Raw genomic sequence first — 20796 nt, forward strand, 5'->3', positions numbered from 1 at the left:
GTCCCCACCGGACGGCAGCCCGTGGCGCGACCAGACCCCGCGCACGGGGGGCTAGCGCTCCCACTCCACCAGGCGCGAGATCCGCTGGACCTGTTCCTTGGGCACCACCAGGTGCTTGTGGGCCGCGCGCACCCCGAACGTGAGCGTCTTCCGCAGGAAATCCTCCCGCGATGCCTCGCCGGGCCCTTCCTGGTGTTCCGCCACGTCGTGCAGCAGCACGCCCGCCGGGGTCTCCTCGTGGTACCGCCCCACGTACAGCGCGCTGCCGGTCGTCTCGAGCACCACGGTGATCCCGTGGAGCTCCGCGTGCCCGGGGTGGAAGACGTGGCCGGACATCAGACGGAGCTGGTGGCGCAGAACTTGTCGAAGGCCGCCGTGAGGCTGCCGGCGATCGCGGCGGGGGCGTGGCCCTCGATCATGTGGCGGTGCACGAAGTGCACGACCTCACCATCGCGGAACAGCGCCATCGACGGGCTGCTCGGGGCGTAGTCGGCGAAGTACTGCCGGGCCCGGGCGGTGGCCTCGGTGTCCTGGCCGGCAAAGACGGTCACCACCTGCTGGGGACGGACCGCGTGCGTGAGCGCCAGGGCCAGCGCCGGCCGGGCGCCGCCGGCGGCGCAGCCGCAGACCGAGTTGACCACCACCAGGGTGGTGCCCTTCTGGTCACCGAGCGCCGCATCGACTTCGGCCACGGTGGTGAGTTCGCGGGCGCCCATGCGGACCATCTCCTCGCGCATCGGCTGGACCATCCGCGGATCGTACGCCATGATCGTCACTCCTTGAGTGTGTACCGGCCGGCGGGAGAGCCCCCCGCCCGCCGTGCTAGGTGCTGGAACCGGCCGGGTCCGCCCCGGCCTGGCTGCGCAGGGCGCTGCTGAGGGCGTGCCAGGCCAGGCTGGCGCACTTCACCCGCGCCGGGAACTCCCGGACGCCGGAGAAGACCGCCAGCTTGGCGGGCAGGTCGTCGGCGGGCCCGCCGGCGCCGGTGACCATCCGGTGAAAGCTGTCGAACATCCGGCCCGCCTCGGCGAGGGTCTTGCCCTTAACCACGGTGGTCATCAGCGAGGCGGAGGCCTTGGAGATGGCGCACCCCGAGCCGAGGAAGCTCACGTCGGCGATCCGGTCGCCGTCGAGCTTGAGCCAGACCTTGAGCTGGTCGCCGCACAGCGGGTTGTACCCCTCGGCGGCGCGATCCGGCGCCTCGAGCGCGCGATAGTTCCGCGGCGCCCGGTTGTGGTCGAGGATGATGCTCTGGTAGAGCTCGCTCGCGTCGGTCATGCGCCGAAGACCCTCCGGGCCTCGCGCAGGCCGTCGACCAGCTGGTCGACCTCCTCGCGGGTGTTGTAGACCGCGAACGACGCCCGGACCGTGCCCGGCACGCCGAACCGCTCCATCAGGGGCTGGGCGCAGTGATGGCTGGCGCGCACCGCCACGCCGTGCAGGTCGAGGACGGTACCCACGTCGTGCGGGTGGATGCCCTCGAGCACGAACGACAGCACCCCCACCCGCTCCGCCGCCGTGCCGATGATCCGGGCGCCGGGGAGCGCCGCCACCCGCTCGGTGGCCTCGGCCAGCAGGTCGGCCTCATGCCGGGCCACGGCCGCCCAGTCGAGCGCCTGCAGCCAGGTGATGGCGGCGCCCAGCCCGATCACCTGGCTGATCGGCGGCGTGCCCGCCTCGAACCGCGCCGGCACCGGGGCGTAGGTGGTGCGCTCGAAGGTGACCCGCTGGATCATCCCGCCCCCGCCCTGCCACGGCGGCATCGCCTCGAGCAGCGGCAGCCGGCCATACAGGAATCCCACCCCGGTGGGCCCGTACATCTTGTGGGCGCTCGCCACATAGAAGTCGGCACCGAGCGCCTGCACGTCCACCGGGAGGTGCGGCACCGCCTGGGCGCCGTCCACCACCAGCACGCCACCCGCGGCGTGGACCCGGTCGGCCAGCTTCCGGATCGGGTTCACCGTCCCCAGCACGTTGGAGACGTGGGCCACGGCGACGAGGCGGGTGCGCGGGGTGAGCAGGCCGGGGAGCGCCGCCAGGTCGAGCTCGCCCCGGTCGGTCACCGGCAGCACCGTGACCCGGGCGCCGGTGGCCGCGGCCACCAGCTGCCAGGGGACGATGTTCGAGTGGTGCTCCATCCCGGTCAGGAGGATCTCATCGCCCGGGCCGAGCCGCGGGCGGGCGTAGCTCTGCGCCACCAGGTTGAGCGCCGCGGTGGTCCCGGAGGTGAAGACGATCTCGGCGGCCTCGGCGGCGTTCAGGAAGCCGCGCACCTGCTCCCGCACCGCGTCGTAGCGCTGGGTGGCGCGCTGGCTCAGGGTATGGACGCCGCGGTGGACGTTGGCGTTCTCCAGCAGCGCGAAGTCGGCCTCGGCCTCGACCACCGGGCGGGGCCGCTGGCTGGTGGCGCCGTTGTCGAGGTAGGCCAGGGGCCGGCCGTTGACGCGGGCGCGGAGCACGGGAAAGTCGTGCCGGAGCCGGGCCACGTCGAGCTGGCCCGCCTCCGCCTGTGCCGTCCCCGCCGGGCGCTGCGCCACGGTCATCGTGTGCCTAGGCCTCCGCCCGCTCCTCGAGCCGCTGCATCACCACCGCCTCGAGCGCGGCCCGCACCGCCTCGTGGGGAATCTCCTCCAGCACCTCCGCCGCGAAGGCGTAGGTCAGGATCTTCCGGGCCAGCTCCCCGCCGATGCCCCGGCTCTTCAGGTAGAAGGCCGCCATCTGGTCGAGGGCCCCCACCGTGGCGCCGTGGGTGCACTTCACGTCGTCCGCGAAGATCTCGAGCTGCGGCTTGGTGTCGATCCGCGCCGTGTCGGAGAGCAGCAGCGCCCGGTTGGTCTGCTTCGCGTCGGTCTTCTGCGCGAGCGGCGTCACGTAGATCTTGCCGTTGAACACGCCGTGCGACCGCCCGTCGAGGATGCCCTTGTAGATCTCGCGGGTGCCGCAGTGGGGATGGGCGTGCATCAGGCTGGTGTGGTTGTCCACTTCCTGGCGGTCGCGGCCCATGTAGAGCCCGAGCATGTGGGCGTCCACCCCGGGCCCGTCGAGGAACACGTCCAGGTTGTTGCGGCACAGCGCGGCGCCGAAGCTCACCGAGAAGGAGAGCCCGCGGCTGTCCTGCCCGTGGCGGATGTGGGTGGTGCCCACGTGATAGGCACGCTCGCTCTCCCGCTGGATCTTGGTGTGCTCGAGCGTGGCGCCGTCCTGGACGATCGCCTCGGTGACGGCGTTGGTCAGGTAGGCCGCGTCGTCGAGGCCCACGTAGCTCTCCAGCACCGCCACCCGGGCGCCCCGCTCCACCAAAATGAAGCTGCGCGGGTGGGTGGCGGCCCCGGCCGCCTGGCCGGCGGTGACGAACACCGCGTGGATCGGCGCGGGGGCCTGTACCCCGGCCGCCACCCGCACGAACAGGCCGTCCTTGAGCGACGCCGTATTGAGCGCGGTGAAGCCATTGTCGTCGGCCCGGGCATACTGGCCCAGGTGCCGTCCCAGCAGCTCCGCGTCCGAGGCCAGCGCGGCGGCGAGCGGCTGCACCGTGACGCCGGCCGGCAGCGCGGGTACCGTGGACAGCGCCGGCGTGTAGCGGCCATTCACGAACACCAGGGTGACCACCCCGGGGATGGCATAGAGGTAGGGCGCCAGCGCCTCGCGGGTGACCTGGCCCTCCGCCGGCTCCGCCAGGCGGAAGGGCGTGGCCACCAGCGGGGCCAGGTTCACGAAGCGCCAGTCCTCGTCCCGGCTGCTGGGGAATCCCGCCGCCTGGAAGCGCTCGAGCCCCGCCTGCCGCAGGGCGGCCAGCCAGCCGCCGCTCCGGGTCGCGGCCCCGTCGCCCTGGAGGATCGCGCCGCTCACGCCGACCCCACCGCTTCGGTGAGCCACTCGTAGCCCTTGGCCTCGAGCTCCAGCGCCAGCTCCTTGCCGCCCGACTTGACGATCCGCCCGCCCGCCAGCACGTGCACGAAGTCGGGCACGATGTAATTGAGCAGCCGCTGGTAGTGGGTGACCAGGATGGTGGCGTTGTCGGGGCGGCGGAGCTTGTTGACCCCGTTGGCCACGATCCGGAGCGCGTCGATGTCGAGGCCCGAGTCGGTCTCGTCGAGGATCGCGAGCTTCGGCTCCAGCACCGCCATCTGCAGGATCTCGTTGCGCTTCTTCTCGCCGCCGGAGAAGCCGTGGTTGACCGCCCGCGAGAGGATCTCCGGGCCCCACTCCACCAGCTTGAGCTTCTCCTCGACCAGGTCCATGAAGTCGAGCGGGTCCATCTCCTCCTCGCCGCGCGCCTTGCGGATCTCGTTGAGCGCGGCGCGGAGGAAGTAGGCGTTGGAAACGCCGGGGATCTCCACCGGGTACTGGAACGCCAGGAAGACGCCCGCCTGGGCGCGCTCCTCGGGTTCCATGTCGAGCAGGTCCTGGCCCTGGTAGCGCACCTGGCCGTCGGTGACCTCGTAGGCCGGGTGGCCGGAGAGCACCTGGGCCAGCGTGCTCTTGCCGGAGCCGTTGGGCCCCATGATGGCGTGCACCTCGCCGGGGTTCACGGTGAGGGTGATGCCGTTCAGGATCTGCTTCTCGCCCGCGCGGGCGTGCAGGTTGATGATCTCGAGCACTCGGTTCTCCATGCACTGTGGCCGGCGGGGCGCGCGCGGTCGCGCGCGCCCGCCGTCAGCCGACGCTGCCCTCGAGGCTCACGCCGAGGAGCTTCTGCGCCTCGACCGCGAACTCCATGGGGAGCTCCTTGAAGACTTCCTTGCAGAAGCCGTTGACGATCATGCTGATCGCGTCCTCGGTCTTGAGGCCGCGCTGCTTCAGGTAGAAGATCTGGTCCTCGCCGATCTTGGAGGTGGAGGCTTCATGCTCCACCGCCGCGCTCGGGTTCTGGACGTCGATATAGGGGAAGGTGTGCGCCCCGCAGCGGTTCCCGATCAGCATGGAATCGCACTGGGTGTAGTTGCGGGCGCCGCTGGCCTTGCCGAGGACCTTCACCTGGCCGCGGTAGCTGTTGTTCCCCTGCCCCGCCGAGATGCCCTTGGACACGATGGTGCTGCGGGTGTCCCGGCCCACGTGGATCATCTTGGTGCCGGTGTCGGCCTGCTGCTTCCCGTTGACCACCGCCACCGAGTAGAACTCGCCCACCGAGCGGTCGCCCTGCAGGATGACGCTCGGGTACTTCCAGGTGATGGCCGAGCCGGTCTCGACCTGGGTCCAGGAGATCTTGCTGTCGTCGCCGGCGCACTTGCCGCGCTTGGTGACGAAGTTGTAGATCCCGCCCCTCCCCTCGCTGTCGCCGGCGTACCAGTTCTGCACCGTGGAGTACTTGATGCTGGCGCCCCGGAGGGCCACCAGCTCCACCACCGCCGCGTGCAGCTGGTTGGTGTCGCGCTTGGGCGCGGTGCAGCCCTCGAGGTAGCTCACCGTGGCGCCCTCGTCGGCCACGATCAGGGTCCGCTCGAACTGCCCCGTGTTGGCCGCGTTGATCCGGAAGTAGGTGGACAGCTCCATGGGGCAGCGCACGCCCCTGGGGATGTACACGAACGAGCCGTCGCTGAACACCGCGGCGTTGAGCGCCGCGAAGAAGTTGTCGTTGGCCGGCACCACCGAGCCGAGGTACTGCTGCACCAGCGCGGGGTGCTCGCGCACCGCCTCGCTCAGCGAGCAGAAGATCACCCCCGACTTGGCCAGCGTCTCCTTGAACGTGGTGGCCACCGAGACGCTGTCGAAGATCGCGTCCACCGCCACCCCGGCCAGCAGCTTCTGCTCCGAGAGCGGGATGCCCAGCTTCTCGTACGTCTTGAGCAGCGCCGGGTCCACCTCGTCGAGGCTCCCCAGCGGCTTGTTCGTCCGGGGGGCCGAGTAGTAGATCACGTCCTGGTAGTCGATCGGCGGGTAGGAGATGTTGGCCCAGTGATGCGGCTCCTTCATCTCCAGCCAGCGGCGGTACGCCTTGAGCCGCCACTCCAGGAGCCAGGCCGGCTCCTGCTTCTTGGCGGAGATCAGCCGGACCACGTCCTCGCTCAGCCCGCGCGGGATCGTGTCCGCCTCGATGTCGGTGACGAAGCCGTACTGGTACGCGCGGTTGACCAGCGACTCGACCGACGATTCCGACGTGCTCATGCCTGCTCCTCACGGGCCGGACGGGCCGGCCCCTCCAGGACCGTCAGTGCGGGCGCCGCGCCCGGGAACTGCACCCGGTACTCGCAGGCGGGGCACCCCTCCAGCATGTGCGACTCGCGATGCACCGCGGCCGCCAGGACCTCCTCCAGGAACCGCCGCTCCGCCGCGCAGATCTCGGGGAAGCGCTCGGCCAGGGCCCGGATGGCGCAGTTGTGCTCGGTCAGGCGCAGCCCCTCCTCGCCGTCCCGCCACTCCGCCATGTACCCGCCCTCCACCAGCGCCCGCATCACCACGTCCATCCGCCGCTCCGGCGAGGCGTCGGTGAGCTCCACCTGGAGCTTGCGGGCCAGGTCGCTGAACCGGGTCTCGAAGGCGCTCACCACCGCCTGACGGCCCGCCTGCTCCGCCACCCGGTCGAGCACCTCGGTGAGCAGTTCCTTGTAGCGCTGCGGGAACAGCGACTCGCCCGCGGCGCTCAGGTGCCAGGCGTAGGTCGGCGCCCCGACCCCGCGCTGCTCCCGCCGGTACCCGATCACCGCCTCGAGTTCCAGCTCCCGCAGGTGGTGGCGGATGGCGTTGGACGACAGGCCCAGCTGCTCCGACAGCTCCCGCGCCGTCAGCGCCCCGGCGCGCTTGAGCGCCACGAGGATGGCGCCCCGCGGCCCCTTGTAGGCGGGCGGGAGCGTCTGCTCGGCAATCGGTTCGGAGATCGAGGTTCCCATGGCGACCGCAACCCTAAAGCTGGGATCGGGATTTGTCAACTAATTACCAATGGATTGGGGCGAATCCGTAATCGCTTATTCATGAAGGGGTTCCGCGATTCCAGCCAGCGGACGGGCTGCCGACGGATCCAAGGGCTCGCTGCGCCATTCCCCGACCAGGCCATGCCGCAAAGCCGGCGCACAGAGGCAGAGTTAGTCGTAAATACAACTACTTCTCAAGCCGTTGTTGTACAACAGATTGCGCGCCAGCATCCGAGCAAGCTCCGCACGCGAACCCGCGCGCGCTCCGGGCCCCGACCGGCCGCCGTGACCTCCGCTATTGTGGCAGAATGACTTCGGCACAAGATTGGGGCGTCTCGAGCCCGGACCCTGGATGACCATTCACCGCATTCGCATGCTCGGCGACCCGATCCTGCGGACCCGCTGCGAGCCGATCGCCAAGCCGCAGTCGGCGGCCGTTCGCGTGGTGGTGGACGACCTGCGCGAGACGCTGCGCGACTTCCAGTCCCGCTTCGGCTACGGCCGCGGCATCGCCGCGCCGCAGATCGGCGCCCCGGTCCGGATCGTCTACATCGAGATGGAGCAGCCCTGGCCGCTCATCAATCCCGAGATCGTGGACGTGGGCAACGAGGACTTCACCGTGTGGGACGACTGCTTCTCGTTCCCCAACCTGCTGGTGCGGGTCTCGCGGGCGCACCACATCAAGGTGCGCTACCAGGACCTGAAGGGCGCCTGGCACCTGACCGAGCTCGAGGGCGACCGGGCCGAGCTGCTGCAGCACGAGATCGACCACCTCGACGGCGTGCTCGCCGTGGACCGGCCGCACGGGCTGGATCCCTTCTGCCTCCGCGAGGAGTGGAACCGCCAGCACGCCCACGAGGGCCGCTTCGGCGAGCCCGAGCCGCGTTCCGAGAGCTACGCCACGCCGCTGACCGGCCTGCTGTAGCCGCCGCCGCGGTACCACCAGGGGGAACGGGCCCGGCGTCTCGGCCGCTTCCCCCTTCCCTCTTCCCGCGTCCCGTTTCCCCTGTTCCCCATCCCCACCCTGCCGCCCCATGCCCCCCCCCGGCGCCCGGGCCTGAGCTCAACGGCTGAGCGGCATCACGGCACGGCGGCGCGACGCACCACGCGGCCCCGGGCATCCATCCGGTCGAGGTTGGCCTGGATGCGCTGCACGTAGGTGAGCGTCTCCTGGTGACGCCAGCCACGGACTTCGGGGGCCACCACCGCGATGCTGGTCCACAGCGCCGGGTCGAGCGCGCGGGTGCGGGCCAGGGTGCGGGCCCGCAGGATGGGTACCCGGCCGGCGTTGTAGCTGGCGAACATGAAGTGGCGGTGATCGTCGGCGCTCACCGAATCGCCGAGCCACAGGCGCCAGAGGCGGCGGTCATAGTAGATGCCGGCGGCGATGTTCCACTCGTCGTGATCGATGGCGGTGAAGTCCGGGTTGCGCGACTGCACCTCGGTGAAGGTGGTGGGCATCAGCTGCATCACCCCGCGGGCGCCCACCCAGCTGGTGGCGGCGGGATTGAGGTTGCTCTCGGTCATCCCCTGAGCCTTGAACAGGCGCCAGTCGAAGCCGATGCCGAAGAAGCGCTTGCTGTACTTCCGGAAGGTGGGGTCGTAGCGGTCGGTGACCGCCTGGGCACGGAGCGGCGGGGCCGGCAGCAGCACCAGCAGCAGCAGGGCGGGGAGGAGCCACCGCCCGAGGGCGCCGCGGAGCCGGGACATCAGTTGAGCGCGCCGCCGATGATGAGCGCGATCGACACGAAGATCGCGGCGATGAAGATGGCCACCGCCACGTTCCCCTTGCGCAGCTCCTCGGCGAAATTCACCTCCGGGGTGAGCTTGTCGATGGTCCGGTACGACACATACATCAGCACCACGCCGAGCGCGGCGTAGAGGAAATTCAGTCCGATGATGCTCCATTCCATCGTGCCTCCGGGGCGGGTGGTGCAGGGCGGGGGGCCGGCTCGCGTCCAATATGGCAACGGAACCGGCCGAGCGATATGCGCCTGACGTCCTGCCTCCTGCTGGCCCTGGCCGCCGCCCCGCTGGCGGCCCAGACCGCGCCCGACAGCGCCGCCCGGCCCATCGTGGCGGCGGGGGTGTTCCGCGCGGCGGCGCTGGTGGATTCCGTCTACCTCGACCGCCGGCGCGACAGCGCCACCATCGACGCCGGCGACTTCACCGCGTACCTCATGGCGCGGCTCGGGCTGCGGCTGATCCCCCCCGACTTCGGCTTCACCGTCACCGCCGACACCCTGCAGCTCCGCATCGGCGGGCGCATCGCCGACCTCCCCGCGGAGGCGCGCCAGGCGCTGGCGCAGCTGGTGTACCTGCTCCCGCCCGACAGCCGGCTCGAGGGCCAGGTCGAGCTGCTCCCCGCCGGCCGCGAGGCCGTGCGCTTCCACCTGCGGGGCGCGTCGGTGCGCGGCATCCCGGTGCCGGAGACCTTCCTGGCGCTCCTCATGGCCGACATCGGCCGGAAGTACCCCGCGCTCACCGACACCGGCCGCGACCTCTTCGTGCAGGTGCCCCCGGGCGCCGGCATGCGCCTGGTCGACGGCGGCGTAGCCCTGCGGGGACCGCCCTGACGGGTTGCGGAAGCCCGCGTTGGACCGCAACTTGGCCCACGGATGCCGCCAGTCATTCACCCGCCGCTCGAGGTTGATCCATGCTGCTCCTGCTCACCACGCTGCTCTCGGCCCAGCCCGCCGCCCTGCCCGCCGCCGCCGACACCGGCCGGACCATGAACGGCGTCACCATGCCCGCCACCATCGACGTCGGCGGCACCACCCTCTCCCTCAACGGGATGGCGCTGCGCAAGAAGTTCATCATCAAGGTGTACGTGGCGGGGCTCTACGTCGCGTCGGCCTCCCGCAGCGCCGACGAGATCCTCGGCGCCGACGCGCCGCGGCAGATGGTCATGCACTTCATCTCGGGGCACGGCACCAAGGACAAGGTCTGCGGGGCCTGGAATGACGGTCTCAAGGACAACACCCCGGGCGCCAGCGCGGAGCTCAAGCAGCAGTTCGTGGACCTGTGCGGGATGATGCAGGACCTCAAGAACGGCGAGAGCCTCACCATCACGTACCTCCCCGGCACCGGCACCACGATCAACATCGCCGGCACCGACAAGGGCACCGTGGCGGGCAAGGACTTCGCCGACGCGATCCTGCGCTGCTGGATCGGCCCCAAGCCCGGCCCCGGCGAGGGCTTCAAGAAGAACCTGCTCGGCCAGTCCTGAGCCGTGGCCGATCCGGAAGCGGAGCTCCGGGCCCTCTCGGGGGCCCGGCGCCGGGTGGCGCTGTGGCTCACGGCCACCATGGTCGTGATCTACTTCGGCTTCCTCGGCCTCATCGCCTGGCAGAAGCCGCTGCTCGGCACCCTCGTGCGCCCTGGCCTCTCGCTCGGCATCCTGCTCGGCGCGCTGGTGATCGTCTCCTGCTGGATCCTCACCTGGCTCTACGTCCGCTGGACCAACACCCGCTACGACCCCGAGATCGCCCGCCTCCGGCGCCTCCTCTGACGCCGGCACGGCCATGATCCTCCTCCAGCTCCCCCAGACCACGGTGGGCGCCCCGAGCCTGGTGGCCAAGGGGTTCTTCTTCCTCTTCCTCGCCACCACCCTCGGCATCACCTGGTGGGCCGCGCGGCGCACCCGCACCACCGAGCACTTCTACACCGCCGGCCGCACCATCACCGCGCGGCAGAACGGCATCGCCCTCGCCGGCGACTACATGAGCGCCGCCTCCTTCCTGGGCATCGCGGGGCTGGTGTCGCTCACCGGCTTCGACGGCCTCATCTACTCCACCGGCTGGCTGGTGGGGTGGCCGGTGGTGCTGTTCCTCATCGCCGAGCCGCTGCGGAACCTGGGCAAGTACACCTTCGCCGACGCCGTGACCGTCCGCTTCCGCCAGAAGCCGGTCCGCCTGGCCGCCGCGGTGGGCACGCTGGCCACCGTGACGCTCTACCTCATTGCCCAGATGGTCGGGGCGGGGGGCCTCATCCGGCTCCTGTTCGGGCTGTCGTACGAGACGGCGGTGGTGGTGGTGGGCGCGGCGATGATCGCCTACGTGCTCTTCGGCGGCATGCTCGCCACCACCTGGGTGCAGATCGTCAAGGCGGGGCTGCTGCTCTCGGGGGCGGCGCTGCTCGCCCTGCTGGTGCTGGCGCGGTTCGACTTCAACCCCGCCCGGCTCTTCGCGGAGGCGAGCGCGCGCTACGGCGCCGCGGTGCTCTCGCCGGGCAAGCTGGTGGCCAACCCGCTCGACGCCATCTCGCTCGGGATGGCGCTGATGTTCGGCACGGCGGGGCTGCCGCACATCCTGATGCGCTTCTACACCGTGCCCGACGCCCGGGCCGCGCGCGCCTCGGTGTTCTACGCCACCGGCATCATCGGCACCTTCTACCTGCTCACCTTCGTGCTCGGCTTCGGCGCCATGGTGCTGGTGGGACCCGACGCCATCAAGGCGGTGGACGCCGGCGGGAACATGGCCGCGCCGCTGCTGGCCGAGCTGCTGGGCGGCACCGCCTTCCTCGGGTTCATCGGGGCGGTGGCCTTCGCCACGATCCTGGCGGTGGTGGCCGGCCTCACGCTCTCCGGCGCGGCCGCGCTCTCCCACGACCTCTGGGTGAACGTGGTGAAGGGCGGCCAGGCCGACGCGCACGAGCAGCTGCGGGTGGCGCGCATCGCCACCCTGCTGCTGGGCCTCGTGGCGGTGGCGCTCGGCATCACCTTCAAGGGCCAGAACGTGGCCTTCATGGTGGGGCTGGCCTTTGCCATCGCGGCCAGCGGCAACTTCCCCGCGCTCATCCTCTCCATCTTCTGGCGCGGCGCCACCACCGCGGGCATCGTCACCGGCATGCTCACCGGCACCGGCGCCACGCTGCTGCTCATCGCCCTCTCGCCCACGGTGCAGGTGGACCTGCTGCACCACGACGCGGCCTGGTTCCCGCTCAAGAACCCCGCGCTGGTGACCATGCCGCTCGGCTTCCTGTCGGCGATCGTGGTCTCGCTTCTCTTCCCGGAACCGGCCGCGGCGGAGGCGCATGCCCGGGCGCAGCGCCGCGCCGCCCTGGGCCAGGCGGAGGAGCCGGCGGCGTGACGGCGCAGCTCCTCTTCTTCGCGTTCCTCGCCATCACCCTCGGCATCACCTGGTGGGCCGCCCGGAAGACCCGCACCGCCGACCACTTCTACGCCGCGGGCCGCAGCATCACCGCCCTGCAGAACGGCTTTGCGCTGGCCGGCGACTACATGAGCGCCTCCTCGTTCCTCGGCATCTCGGGGCTGGTGGCGCTCTCGGGCTTCGACGGCCTCATCTACGCCGCCGGCGGGCTGGTGGGGTGGCCCATCGTGCTGTTCCTGATCGCCGAGCCGCTGCGCAACCTGGGCAAGTACACCTTCGCCGACGTGCTCGCCGCGCGGCTCCGGCAGGTGCCGGTCCGGCTGGCGGCCGCGGTCGGCACCCTGGCCACGGTGAGCCTCTACCTGATCGCGCAGATGGTCGGGGCGGGGGGGCTCATCCGGCTCCTGTTCGGGCTGTCGTACGAGGCGGCGGTGGGCATCGTGGGCGTGGCGATGATCGCCTACGTGCTCTTCGGCGGGATGCTTGCCACCACCTGGGTGCAGATCGTCAAGGCGGCGCTGCTGCTGGCAGGGGCGATGCTGCTCACCGGGCTGGTGCTGGCGCAGGTCGGGTTCTCGCCGCTCGGCCTCTTTGCCGCGGCCGCCGCTCGGCAGGGCAACGCGGTGCTGGCGCCGGGCAAGCTCGTGGCCAACCCGGTGGACGCCGTCTCGCTCGGGCTCGCGCTCATGTTCGGCACGGCGGGGCTGCCGCACATCCTGATGCGCTTCTACACCGTCCCCGACGCCCGCGCCGCGCGGCGCAGCGTGTTCTTTGCCACCGGGCTCATCGGCGTCTTCTTCCTGCTCACCTTCGTGATCGGGTTCGGGGCCATGCTGCTGGTGGGGCCGGAGGCCATCCGCGCCGCCGATCCCGGCGGCAACATGGCGGCGCCGCTGCTGGCCGAGCGGCTGGGGGGCACCGGGCTGCTGGGGTTCGTGGGGGCGGTGGCGTTTGCGACCATCCTGGCGGTGGTGGCGGGGCTCACCCTCTCCGGCGCGGCGGCGCTCTCCCACGACCTCTGGGTGCACGTGGTGCGGCGCGGCGTGGCCGACCCGGCGGAGGAGCTCCGCGTGGCGCGGGTGGCCACCCTGGCGCTCGGCGTGCTGGCGGTGGTGTTAGGCATCACGTTCAAGGGCCAGAACGTGGCGTTCATGGTGGGGCTGGCCTTTGCCATCGCGGCCAGCGGCAACTTCCCGGCGCTGATGCTCACCCTCTTCTGGCGGGGCACCACCACGCGGGGCGCGGTGGCGGCGATGCTCACCGGCACCGGGGCCACGCTGCTGCTCATCTACCTCTCGCCCACCATCCAGGTGGACCTGCTGCACCGCGCCGCGGCGCCCTTCCCGCTCCGCAATCCCGCGATCGTCTCGCTGCCGCTCGGCTTCCTGGCGGGGGTGGTGGTGTCACGGCTGTGGCCGGAGCCGGCGGCGGCGGCGGCGTTCGAGGGGATGGAGCGGAGGGCGGCGGTGGGGACGGACCGGTAGGGAAGCTGGGCCGGACCTCCGTGGGAGACAGGGCCATGCTGGCGCGCCGGACTGTCTCATGAGACACTGGGACTGTCTCACTGAGACAGTGCCAGGTGCGGCCATGGTGAGGCAACCTGTTCTCCCACAACTGCTTGTAATCTCATTCCGCGTGGCACACCGCGTGAAAGAATAGGGAGGCATCCCGACCCCGGAGCCTCCCCGTGCACTTCCGCCTGCCTTGGCCGCCCCACCACTCCGTTCTTGCCGCCATCCTCACACTCCTTGCCGCCCTGCCCGTCGCGGCCCGGGGGCAGATCCAGGCCCCGCTCGCCGGGGGCGGCGGCAGCGACATCGTGGTCACGCCCGATGGTGGAACGGCCTCGGTGCCGACGGGCGCCACCGGTCAGACGGTGGTGTTCACGGTTAAGAACGTCGGCCTGTCGGTCCTGTCGGAGTCGTTCGCCTGCACCAGCACCGGGACGATCACATGTACCGGGCTGAGTCTCAACTCCTACAGCTTCGACCCCGACGATCAGATCTCGGTGACCGCGACCTTCTCCACCGGCACCGGCGGGCCAGGGACCCTGACACTGGGCGCCTGGGGCGACGCCAGCGACCAGGGCTGGTACAACATCACGGTGACCGGCCCAGCCCTCCCGATCATCAGCCTTGCGCCACACAACGCCACCAATCGCGACGTGTCCAGGTGCGTGGCCGCGTGCTTCGACGGCACGTACGCGCACTCCGCGCCGGCGTACTACTCGCTCGGGCAGGCGCGCGGCATCACCCTGATCTACAACAGCCAAACCCACAAGCCGGCGCCCGTGATCCTGGCGGATGTCAGCCTCCCGGCCGGCGGGACCGTCCCGACGACCTACAGCGTCCAGGTCCGCCGACCCGGGGCAGGTACCTGGCTCACGCTCCTGAATGGGGCGACGATCGCGTACTTCACGCCGCATGCCTCCGGGACCACGCGCCTGGCCGTGGCCTTCGATGCCGCCACGCACCAGATGGACTCCACGGACATCGTGCCGCTCGAGATGCAGGTCATGGCGAACTACTCGGGCAGTTCCCTGGGAGCGACAACGCCGGTGAACGTCCTCACCCATTCCCGACGCAAGAGCCTCTTCGGGGCAGGAGTCGGGTTGGCCGGCTACCAGCGTCTCTACCGGACTACCGCCGGCGACATCCTCGTCACGGACGGCGACGGGTCGGTCGCCTTCTACGACAGCACCGCGGCCGGCTACCTTCGGCCAGCCGGCGCCCCCGGGATACGCCTAGAGATCAAGCCCGGCAATCCGGCGGCATCGCGGTACGTGCGGACCTATCTCGACGGAACCTCCCTCGAGTTCAACGATAAGGGCTTCCTGACCCGTGCGGTTGATCGATTCGGGAATGCCACGGTGTTCGGCTACCATGCCGCACCGCTCGATACCCTCCTGGCCACGATCACCGACCCGATGGGCAAGGTGCTGCAGCTCTGTTACAACGCCGGCTGCACGGCCGCTGCTGCCAAGCTGCAGAAGGTCAAGGTCCTTCCCGGCGCAGGCGAGCGGGTGGTCAGCTACGCCTACGCCGGCGACACCCTGGTCCAGATCCAGGATCCCGACAGTTTCACCCAGATGCTGGGCTACGGGTCCAACGGCCTGCTGGCCTCGATCACCGATCGCGCGGGGTCGGTGACCCGCCTGTTCTACGATGGCATGCGCAAGCTCGACAGCATCCGCGCGCCGAGCGTCGCCCTCTTCGACGGCACGAGCGGCCAGCCGAAGGTGACGTACACCCCCGCGGAGCGTACGGCCTGGCGGCCCGACGTCAGCGGATCCACCAGCAACGCCCCCAAGCCGGGGGCGCCCGCGGACACCGCGCTCAAGTCCACCATCGCGGACCCCGCCGGCGCCATCACCCGGTACAGCCAGGACCGGTTCGGCGCCCCGACCAAGGTCACCGACCCCTTCAACAACTCCACCCTGCTGACCCGGGACAGCGATGGACGCGTCACCCGGATCGATGAGTCGAACGGGCACTACGTGACCTTCAGCTACAACGCCCAGGGACAGCTGACCTACTCCGGGGACGGACCGGGCGGGACGAGTACGACGCTGCACTACGTGGATACGCTCCGCGCGGACGTCTCGTATGTCGAGGGCGACCTGGTCCGGACCGACTATCACTACTACGGGGCGGGCGACCCCGGCGGGCCGGCCGGCGCCCTCAAGGACGTCTACGTCGGCGTGACGGCGGCCTGGCCTGCCACCGGCGGCGGCCAGCTCGTGAGCACCTATAAGGCGGACCCCCTTGGCCGCGATACCGCGGCCATCGATCCGCTGGGCCACACGACGCGATTCTTCTACGATCCGACCTGGGGCCATTCGCTCCGGGTCCGGGACCCATCGGGGATCGAGAGCAGGGTCACCTACGATGCCGCCGGCCGGCCCGACAGCAGCTTCAGCCCCCTGACCCTCTTCACCAAGACCTTCTACGGGCCGATGAACCAGGTGCTGAGCCAATGGGTCGGCGCCACGGGCTACCACTACGGCTACACCTACGACCCGGCGACGCTGCAGTTGACCCGCGTGGAGACGCCGCGCCGCCTGGGCGGGGCGGGGCCCATCGTCCACAAGTTCTCCTACAACGCGCTGGGGAGCCTGATCGCCCGCCACGACGCGGCGGACACCACCAAGGCCGACACCCTCAAGTACGACCTCGCCGGGAACCTGCGGAAGGTCAGGACCCGCCGCGGCGACGTGATCGACATGAGTTACGACAAGGCGGGCCGGCTGCTCTCCCGCGCCGGCCCCGGCATGCCGACGGACTACTTTGCCTTTGACACGGTCGCGGGCCGCTGGAACGTGGCGTGGAACAGCGTGGCGCGGGACAGCGTCCACCTGGACAGCCGTGGCCGCCTCGACTTCTGGCGCCAGACCCTGAACGGCCGGACCTATTCGGGCACGATCACCTACGACGCCAAGGACCGCCCCATTCGCCGGGTCGTGAAGCCGAGCAGCCCGGCCGCGGACTCCTCGGTGGTCGAGTTCGTCTACGCCACGACGACCGGGGTCCGGGATTCGCTGTGCGTCTTCGCCAATCCGAGGCGCTGCGTCACCTTCAAGTCGCGGAGCGACTTCACGGTGGACACCCTGGTGTTCAATCGTGGCACCGCGAACGCCTGGCGCCTCCTCCAGGCACAGGATGCCAGTCACCGGATCACCAGTCAGACCTTCACCGGCGGGACCAATCTGGCCGCGCTCGAGCTGCCGATCCTCACCTACGACTCGCTCAGCCGGAACCGGACCCGCACCTCGCCCAAGGGCGGCAGCTACACCCGGCGCCTGTTCCGCTACGACCCCCTAGGCCGCCTCACCAACGCCTGTGACTCCACGGGGAGCCAGTGTCAAAACGTGATCAATGGCACGACCGACTCCGCCTGGACCTACGATTCAGCCGGGAACCGCGGCCAGCTCGGCACCACGACGACCTACGGTGACGGCAATCGCCTGACGGCGTTCGGGACCACGAACATCAGCTACGATGCCATCGGGGGCGTGGTCTGCCGGATCGTGGGCTCGTGTCCCGCCGGCACGGGGGTGGGATACAAGTACTCCTGGGACGCGCTGGGCCGGCTCCGGGGCATCCGGAACGGCTCGACAGGAGCCCTCGTGGACAGCATGTTCTATGATGCACTCGGGCGCCGGGTGCGGAAGCAGATGGCCGCCGCGGACGAATACTACGTGTACGAGGGCGACCAGGTCATCTTCGACCTCAACGCCGCGGGCACCGTGCTGCGCGAGTACGCCTGGTACCCCGGCGGGGTGGACCGGCTCCTGGCCATGCGGACCACGACCCCGGTCAGTGATACCCTGGCGGCGATCCTCGACCCGATCAACGGCACCGTGCGCGGCCTGGCCCGGCTCCGGACCGGCGCCAAGGTGAAGGAGTACGCCGAGGCGCCCTGGGGCGACGCGGTGGCCGATACCGGCCTCGTGGTCCGCTATCACTTCGCCGGACGGGAGTACGACAGCGAGAGCGGGCTTTACTACATGCGGGCGCGGTACTACGACCCGGCGCTGGGGCGATGGATCAGCGAGGACCCGATCGGGATCGCGGGGGGGCTGAATGGGTACGCGTATGCGGGGAATGATCCGGTAAACGGCAGGGATCCTTCGGGGCTCAAGCTGGTTTGTACGACGGTGGAGCTGGATGGCTACGGCGGGGGGCGTCGAGAGTGCAGGGACGTCTGGGGGCCCTTGGATTGGCTTGACCCGGGCGAGCAGTGTGCGATGGACACCTTCCACGACCCGGAATGCAGCGGCTACCCCGATCAGGATGTGCTGGACTACTACAGTGGATTGGGAGGGGGAGAGGGACCCGGGGCCGGCAAAGGTGCTGGGCCTTGCGACGCGGTGTCACACAATCCGGCCGTTTTCGCGGCGCTGAATTCAGCCTGGCAATCGACCTTCAAGTCCGGAGCTGAGGAGGGAGGGGCACTATTCGGCCACGGACTGGGGCTTACCGGATTCACTGGCTGGACTAGTAGTGGCTTGAGAAGTCAGCTCAAGATCCAAACTCCGTTTCCGGTTGGCGTATTTGCGCTGTTCCATTCTCACCCAAACGCCGGAAGGAGTGGACCACGATCCGTGTGGCTTCAAGCGCCAAGCCCTAGGGACACCGCTCTCGCGGACAGTCTCCGGCTACAGATCTTCGTTGTCTCGAGGGACTCATTCTTCACCTACCGCCCAGGCATGGGGACAACTGGATGCCATCGATGAGACACACGGCCCTGAACATGGACTTCACCCTGGCGAAGCCAATTCGCCGACTTGCCTGGCTGGCATGTTTCGCGCACCTCGGTTGCTCCGGGCGCCCGCCAGACTCAGCACCGATTGACGCAGCTGTGTCGCCATCGCCTGACAGCTCTGCACTGGTGGCAGTCGCGATGGACTCGTTCTTTGCAGCGCTACACGAAGCGCCGCGAGGCCGGCAATTGAAGGTTGTCAGCTTCAAGCGCGACGCTGGCGGATTCCACCTGCAACTGGAGGTGGCCACCAATGAGCCCACATTTGGGGGCGGGGGAATGGTGCACTTCGACAAGCGCGGTCGTTTCTTGTCGATCGAATTGCATCAGTAGGTGGTGCGCGTGACCAGCGCAACCATGCCGGTTCGCTGCCACGTCCAGTGGGCACCTGGCCAGGCAGCATCGCAGGACTGGATCTTCTCCTCGTGGCCTGCTTTCCCCTTTCTGGTGGGGGCGGACTAGGATCCATCCCGAACTCCCATCCTCGACCCGATCACCGGCACCGTGCGCGGCCTGGCCCGGTTCCGCACCGGGGCCAAGGTCAAGGAATTTGCCGAGGCGCCCTGGGGCGACGCGGTGGCCGATACCGGCCTCGTGGTCCGGTATCACTTCGCCGGGCGGGAGTACGACAGCGAGAGCGGGCTCTACTACATGCGGGCACGGTACTACGACCCCGCCCTGGGGCGGTGGATCAGCGAGGATCCGATCGGGATCGCGGGCGGGCTGAATGTGTACGCGTATGCGGGGAATGATCCGGTGAACCTGACCGACCCATCGGGCCTGGACCCGGACTGCAAGCCGATTGATGTCCCACCGGGGCCGGGGCAGATCCCGGGGATTGGCCAGCAGTGCAAGCGGCCATGGAACCCATTCGGGCCGGGTGGGCCGTTGGAGTGGCTGGATCCCAGCAACGAGTGCGGGATGGACGTCTTCCACGACCCGGAATGCAGCGGCTACCCCGATCAGGATGTGCTGGACTACTACAGCGGATTGGGGGGTGCGGAGGGGGATGGAGGGCAATCGGCATCCGGCGACCCGAGTTGCTATGAAAGGAACAAGTTCTCAGCCTTGTTTGGGGATGGCATGGTCGGCAAGACGGTCGAGTTCATCGAAACGGGGAGTGCCTTAGTGACATTCGCAGATGTTGGTGCGAGCATCTTCAAGGCCGGGCGAGCCGGGACTCAAGGATCGAGTGGCGTCCCAGCTAGCGCGTTCAATTGGGCGGCCCGCCAGGGCGCGGACAGGTTGCGCCTAAGGTATGGTAGGAGGATAGCTGCTGCAGCTCAAGGCTATCTTGTTGGCATCGGCGATATCCTCTCACCGACAGCTTGGGTGATAGCTGTAGGGACAGGTGTCTACAACACTTCGATTTCCATCGAGTGTCGGGTCGGGTGGATCCAGTAGCGGGGGGACTACAATATGGCTTCGAAGCAGTGGCACCAGGCGGTCAACCGCAGGCTTGGCGCTCGGGAGGTCCTGGATACCGAGCGTGCCTATGCGGAGTTCTGGTCCCCGCTCGGATTGTCCTTGGAGGGAACGCAGGAAGCCCTCTGGGTCTTTGAGGTGGAGTACGGGATACCCATGGGAGGGCTTCGGCCGACCGACCCGCTCCGTGCATTCTTCGAGCCGCCTTCGGACCGGGGGGTTCTAACCAGGTGGTTGAGCGAATTCTGGTCTGGCGACAGGTCCGACGCGGTGATGGAGCACTTGGCACGCAGGCGCAAGGCCACCGGGATTGCTCTTTCGCATGAAGCTCCTTTGACGCTCGGGGACTATGCCCTGGCATGGAACGGGGCACGCCGGGGCGAGGTGCAAGCCGACTAGCCAGCTACTCCACAGGCCCCCCAAGGCCTGGTGCGGAGAGCAGCGCCGTGGCGCCCGGCAAGGCCGGGGCCTTCACGCGCCCAATGCCGCAGGTACACTGGAGCAATCGAACGAGGGCCGCCCATTGACCGTCGTTGCTCAAGCGAATGGCCGCGGGTGCCGCGGTCTTCGCGATGAATGCGACCGGCTGGACCATCCTGGCGCTGCTGACCCGCCCCCGTGACGAAGTCGCGCTTGGCGTGGAAAGGATGCCGCCTTCGGTGCTGGCGGCGCTCTCGCCGGCCTCATGTTCTTCGTGGTCGCGGCGGAATCGTGACCACACCACAGCGGCGGGATTCCGATGTCTGACGAGCCTCGTGCGCGCCAGGACCGCTGGCTGACGCACCCGGCACTGATCTTCGGATCCATCCTGGGCATCGGATTGGCCGTACGGTCCGCCCGGAGGGCAGCCGGCAATTCGATGGCCGGCGAGGGCTTTGCACGCGAGCTGCTGATTCACCTCTGCATCTTCCTCCCGCTTGGCCTGGTGGCAGGCCGCATCTGGTACCGGCTGATGGTCGGAGCTGGCTTCGGACATCGGGAGGAGGACGAGCAGAAGTAGGGACCCCACAGGACCCAGGGCGGGCGCCCGGTGAGCCGGACCTGCGGGATCAGAGGCGCAGCAAGTCTCCTACGGAAGGCACTCTTCGGCTGGCTAGGCAGCAAGTACCTGGGCGAAATGCGCCGCCGGCGCACCCGCAACAGCGGGGCGG

The 20796-nt window shown here is 69.5% G+C and carries 20 protein-coding genes; 10 read left to right on the forward strand and 10 right to left on the reverse strand.

Annotated elements, in window-relative coordinates:
- Window positions 1-51: 51 nt before the first annotated feature.
- The 8 genes from IPJ95_05625 to IPJ95_05660 are packed head-to-tail and all read right to left on the reverse strand — an operon-like array spanning window position 52 to window position 6827.
- Window positions 52-336 carry a hypothetical protein gene (locus tag IPJ95_05625; GenBank protein ID MBK7923101.1) on the reverse strand — a complete coding sequence of 95 codons (285 nt, stop codon included), beginning with the start codon at window positions 334-336 and terminating at the stop codon, window positions 52-54.
- Window positions 336-767, reverse strand: coding sequence for a BrxA/BrxB family bacilliredoxin (locus IPJ95_05630; protein MBK7923102.1), 432 nt, complete (start codon window positions 765-767; stop codon window positions 336-338). Before IPJ95_05630 ends, IPJ95_05625 begins: the two co-directional genes overlap by 1 nt.
- A gap of 55 nt (window positions 768-822) precedes the next feature.
- Window positions 823-1278, reverse strand: a complete 456-nt coding sequence (locus IPJ95_05635; GenBank protein MBK7923103.1) for an SUF system NifU family Fe-S cluster assembly protein — start codon at window positions 1276-1278, stop codon at window positions 823-825.
- Window positions 1275-2543 carry a cysteine desulfurase gene (locus IPJ95_05640; GenBank protein ID MBK7923104.1) on the reverse strand — a complete coding sequence of 423 codons (1269 nt, stop codon included), beginning with the start codon at window positions 2541-2543 and terminating at the stop codon, window positions 1275-1277. The genes IPJ95_05635 and IPJ95_05640 overlap by 4 nt, the downstream gene beginning before the upstream one ends.
- Before the next feature lie 7 nt (window positions 2544-2550).
- The gene (gene sufD / locus IPJ95_05645; GenBank protein MBK7923105.1) at window positions 2551-3849 is read right to left on the reverse strand and encodes a Fe-S cluster assembly protein SufD; all 1299 of its coding nucleotides are present in this window, start codon (window positions 3847-3849) and stop codon (window positions 2551-2553) included.
- Complete coding sequence (sufC, locus tag IPJ95_05650; GenBank protein MBK7923106.1) at window positions 3846-4613, reverse strand: Fe-S cluster assembly ATPase SufC; 768 nt, start codon at window positions 4611-4613, stop codon at window positions 3846-3848. Before sufC ends, sufD begins: the two co-directional genes overlap by 4 nt.
- Window positions 4614-4656: 43 nt before the next feature.
- Complete coding sequence (gene sufB, locus IPJ95_05655) at window positions 4657-6105, reverse strand: Fe-S cluster assembly protein SufB (GenBank protein ID MBK7923107.1); 1449 nt, start codon at window positions 6103-6105, stop codon at window positions 4657-4659.
- Window positions 6102-6827 carry a winged helix-turn-helix transcriptional regulator gene (locus IPJ95_05660; protein MBK7923108.1) on the reverse strand — a complete coding sequence of 242 codons (726 nt, stop codon included), beginning with the start codon at window positions 6825-6827 and terminating at the stop codon, window positions 6102-6104. The genes sufB and IPJ95_05660 overlap by 4 nt, the downstream gene beginning before the upstream one ends.
- Before the next feature lie 373 nt (window positions 6828-7200).
- Between IPJ95_05660 and IPJ95_05665 the strand changes: the two genes are divergently transcribed.
- A complete protein-coding gene (locus IPJ95_05665; protein MBK7923109.1) occupies window positions 7201-7773 on the forward strand; it encodes a peptide deformylase in 573 nt (190 codons plus the stop codon).
- 155 nt (window positions 7774-7928) lie between these two features.
- Here IPJ95_05665 and IPJ95_05670 read toward each other — a convergent pair whose 3' ends face one another.
- Both IPJ95_05670 and IPJ95_05675 read right to left on the reverse strand, forming a co-directional pair.
- The gene (locus IPJ95_05670) at window positions 7929-8558 is read right to left on the reverse strand and encodes a transglycosylase SLT domain-containing protein (protein ID MBK7923110.1); all 630 of its coding nucleotides are present in this window, start codon (window positions 8556-8558) and stop codon (window positions 7929-7931) included.
- Window positions 8558-8761: a DUF350 domain-containing protein gene (locus IPJ95_05675; protein ID MBK7923111.1), complete on the reverse strand. Its 204-nt coding sequence runs from the start codon at window positions 8759-8761 to the stop codon at window positions 8558-8560. The genes IPJ95_05670 and IPJ95_05675 overlap by 1 nt, the downstream gene beginning before the upstream one ends.
- 75 nt (window positions 8762-8836) lie before the next feature.
- Between IPJ95_05675 and IPJ95_05680 the strand changes: the two genes are divergently transcribed.
- The 9 genes from IPJ95_05680 (at window position 8837) to IPJ95_05720 (ending at window position 20645) form a co-directional block, all read left to right on the forward strand.
- Entirely contained in the window at window positions 8837-9424 is a 588-nt protein-coding gene (locus tag IPJ95_05680) for a hypothetical protein (protein ID MBK7923112.1), read from the forward strand.
- An 80-nt stretch (window positions 9425-9504) separates the two neighbouring features.
- On the forward strand, window positions 9505-10077 hold the full coding sequence (locus tag IPJ95_05685) for a chalcone isomerase family protein (protein ID MBK7923113.1): 573 nt from the start codon (window positions 9505-9507) through the stop codon (window positions 10075-10077).
- 3 nt (window positions 10078-10080) lie between these two features.
- A complete protein-coding gene (locus IPJ95_05690) occupies window positions 10081-10359 on the forward strand; it encodes a DUF485 domain-containing protein (GenBank protein MBK7923114.1) in 279 nt (92 codons plus the stop codon).
- Between the two features lie 13 nt (window positions 10360-10372).
- Window positions 10373-11938 carry a cation/acetate symporter ActP gene (gene actP / locus IPJ95_05695; protein MBK7923115.1) on the forward strand — a complete coding sequence of 522 codons (1566 nt, stop codon included), beginning with the start codon at window positions 10373-10375 and terminating at the stop codon, window positions 11936-11938.
- Window positions 11935-13443 (forward strand): cation/acetate symporter ActP, encoded by a 1509-nt coding sequence (gene actP, locus IPJ95_05700; GenBank protein MBK7923116.1) that lies wholly within the window; start codon window positions 11935-11937, stop codon window positions 13441-13443. Before actP (IPJ95_05695) ends, actP (IPJ95_05700) begins: the two co-directional genes overlap by 4 nt.
- Before the next feature lie 203 nt (window positions 13444-13646).
- Window positions 13647-18194 (forward strand): RHS repeat-associated core domain-containing protein, encoded by a 4548-nt coding sequence (locus tag IPJ95_05705; protein ID MBK7923117.1) that lies wholly within the window; start codon window positions 13647-13649, stop codon window positions 18192-18194.
- A gap of 17 nt (window positions 18195-18211) precedes the next feature.
- Window positions 18212-18553, forward strand: a complete 342-nt coding sequence (locus IPJ95_05710; GenBank protein ID MBK7923118.1) for a hypothetical protein — start codon at window positions 18212-18214, stop codon at window positions 18551-18553.
- A gap of 147 nt (window positions 18554-18700) precedes the next feature.
- Window positions 18701-19624, forward strand: a complete 924-nt coding sequence (locus IPJ95_05715; protein ID MBK7923119.1) for an RHS repeat-associated core domain-containing protein — start codon at window positions 18701-18703, stop codon at window positions 19622-19624.
- 760 nt (window positions 19625-20384) lie between these two features.
- Window positions 20385-20645: a hypothetical protein gene (locus IPJ95_05720; protein ID MBK7923120.1), complete on the forward strand. Its 261-nt coding sequence runs from the start codon at window positions 20385-20387 to the stop codon at window positions 20643-20645.
- Window positions 20646-20796 lie beyond the last annotated feature (151 nt).

Source organism: Gemmatimonadota bacterium (assembly GCA_016713785.1).
In the GTDB taxonomy this organism is placed as follows: Bacteria; Gemmatimonadota; Gemmatimonadetes; order Gemmatimonadales; family GWC2-71-9; genus JADJOM01.

What these genes read in the sequence shown, in the direction of transcription:
- IPJ95_05710 (MBK7923118.1), top strand. Translation starts at nt 18,212, where the DNA reads ATGGACTTCACCCTGGCGAAGCCAATTCGCCGACTTGCCTGGCTGGCA.
- actP (MBK7923115.1), top strand. Translation starts at nt 10,373, where the DNA reads ATGATCCTCCTCCAGCTCCCCCAGACCACGGTGGGCGCCCCGAGCCTG.
- IPJ95_05625 (MBK7923101.1), bottom strand. Translation starts at nt 336, where the DNA reads ATGTCCGGCCACGTCTTCCACCCCGGGCACGCGGAGCTCCACGGGATC.
- sufC (MBK7923106.1), bottom strand. Translation starts at nt 4,613, where the DNA reads ATGGAGAACCGAGTGCTCGAGATCATCAACCTGCACGCCCGCGCGGGC.
- IPJ95_05670 (MBK7923110.1), bottom strand. Translation starts at nt 8,558, where the DNA reads ATGTCCCGGCTCCGCGGCGCCCTCGGGCGGTGGCTCCTCCCCGCCCTG.
- IPJ95_05685 (MBK7923113.1), top strand. Translation starts at nt 9,505, where the DNA reads ATGCTGCTCCTGCTCACCACGCTGCTCTCGGCCCAGCCCGCCGCCCTG.
- IPJ95_05675 (MBK7923111.1), bottom strand. Translation starts at nt 8,761, where the DNA reads ATGGAATGGAGCATCATCGGACTGAATTTCCTCTACGCCGCGCTCGGC.
- sufB (MBK7923107.1), bottom strand. Translation starts at nt 6,105, where the DNA reads ATGAGCACGTCGGAATCGTCGGTCGAGTCGCTGGTCAACCGCGCGTAC.
- IPJ95_05720 (MBK7923120.1), top strand. Translation starts at nt 20,385, where the DNA reads ATGTCTGACGAGCCTCGTGCGCGCCAGGACCGCTGGCTGACGCACCCG.
- IPJ95_05660 (MBK7923108.1), bottom strand. Translation starts at nt 6,827, where the DNA reads ATGGGAACCTCGATCTCCGAACCGATTGCCGAGCAGACGCTCCCGCCC.
- IPJ95_05680 (MBK7923112.1), top strand. Translation starts at nt 8,837, where the DNA reads ATGCGCCTGACGTCCTGCCTCCTGCTGGCCCTGGCCGCCGCCCCGCTG.
- IPJ95_05630 (MBK7923102.1), bottom strand. Translation starts at nt 767, where the DNA reads ATGGCGTACGATCCGCGGATGGTCCAGCCGATGCGCGAGGAGATGGTC.
- IPJ95_05640 (MBK7923104.1), bottom strand. Translation starts at nt 2,543, where the DNA reads ATGACCGTGGCGCAGCGCCCGGCGGGGACGGCACAGGCGGAGGCGGGC.
- IPJ95_05665 (MBK7923109.1), top strand. Translation starts at nt 7,201, where the DNA reads ATGACCATTCACCGCATTCGCATGCTCGGCGACCCGATCCTGCGGACC.
- IPJ95_05635 (MBK7923103.1), bottom strand. Translation starts at nt 1,278, where the DNA reads ATGACCGACGCGAGCGAGCTCTACCAGAGCATCATCCTCGACCACAAC.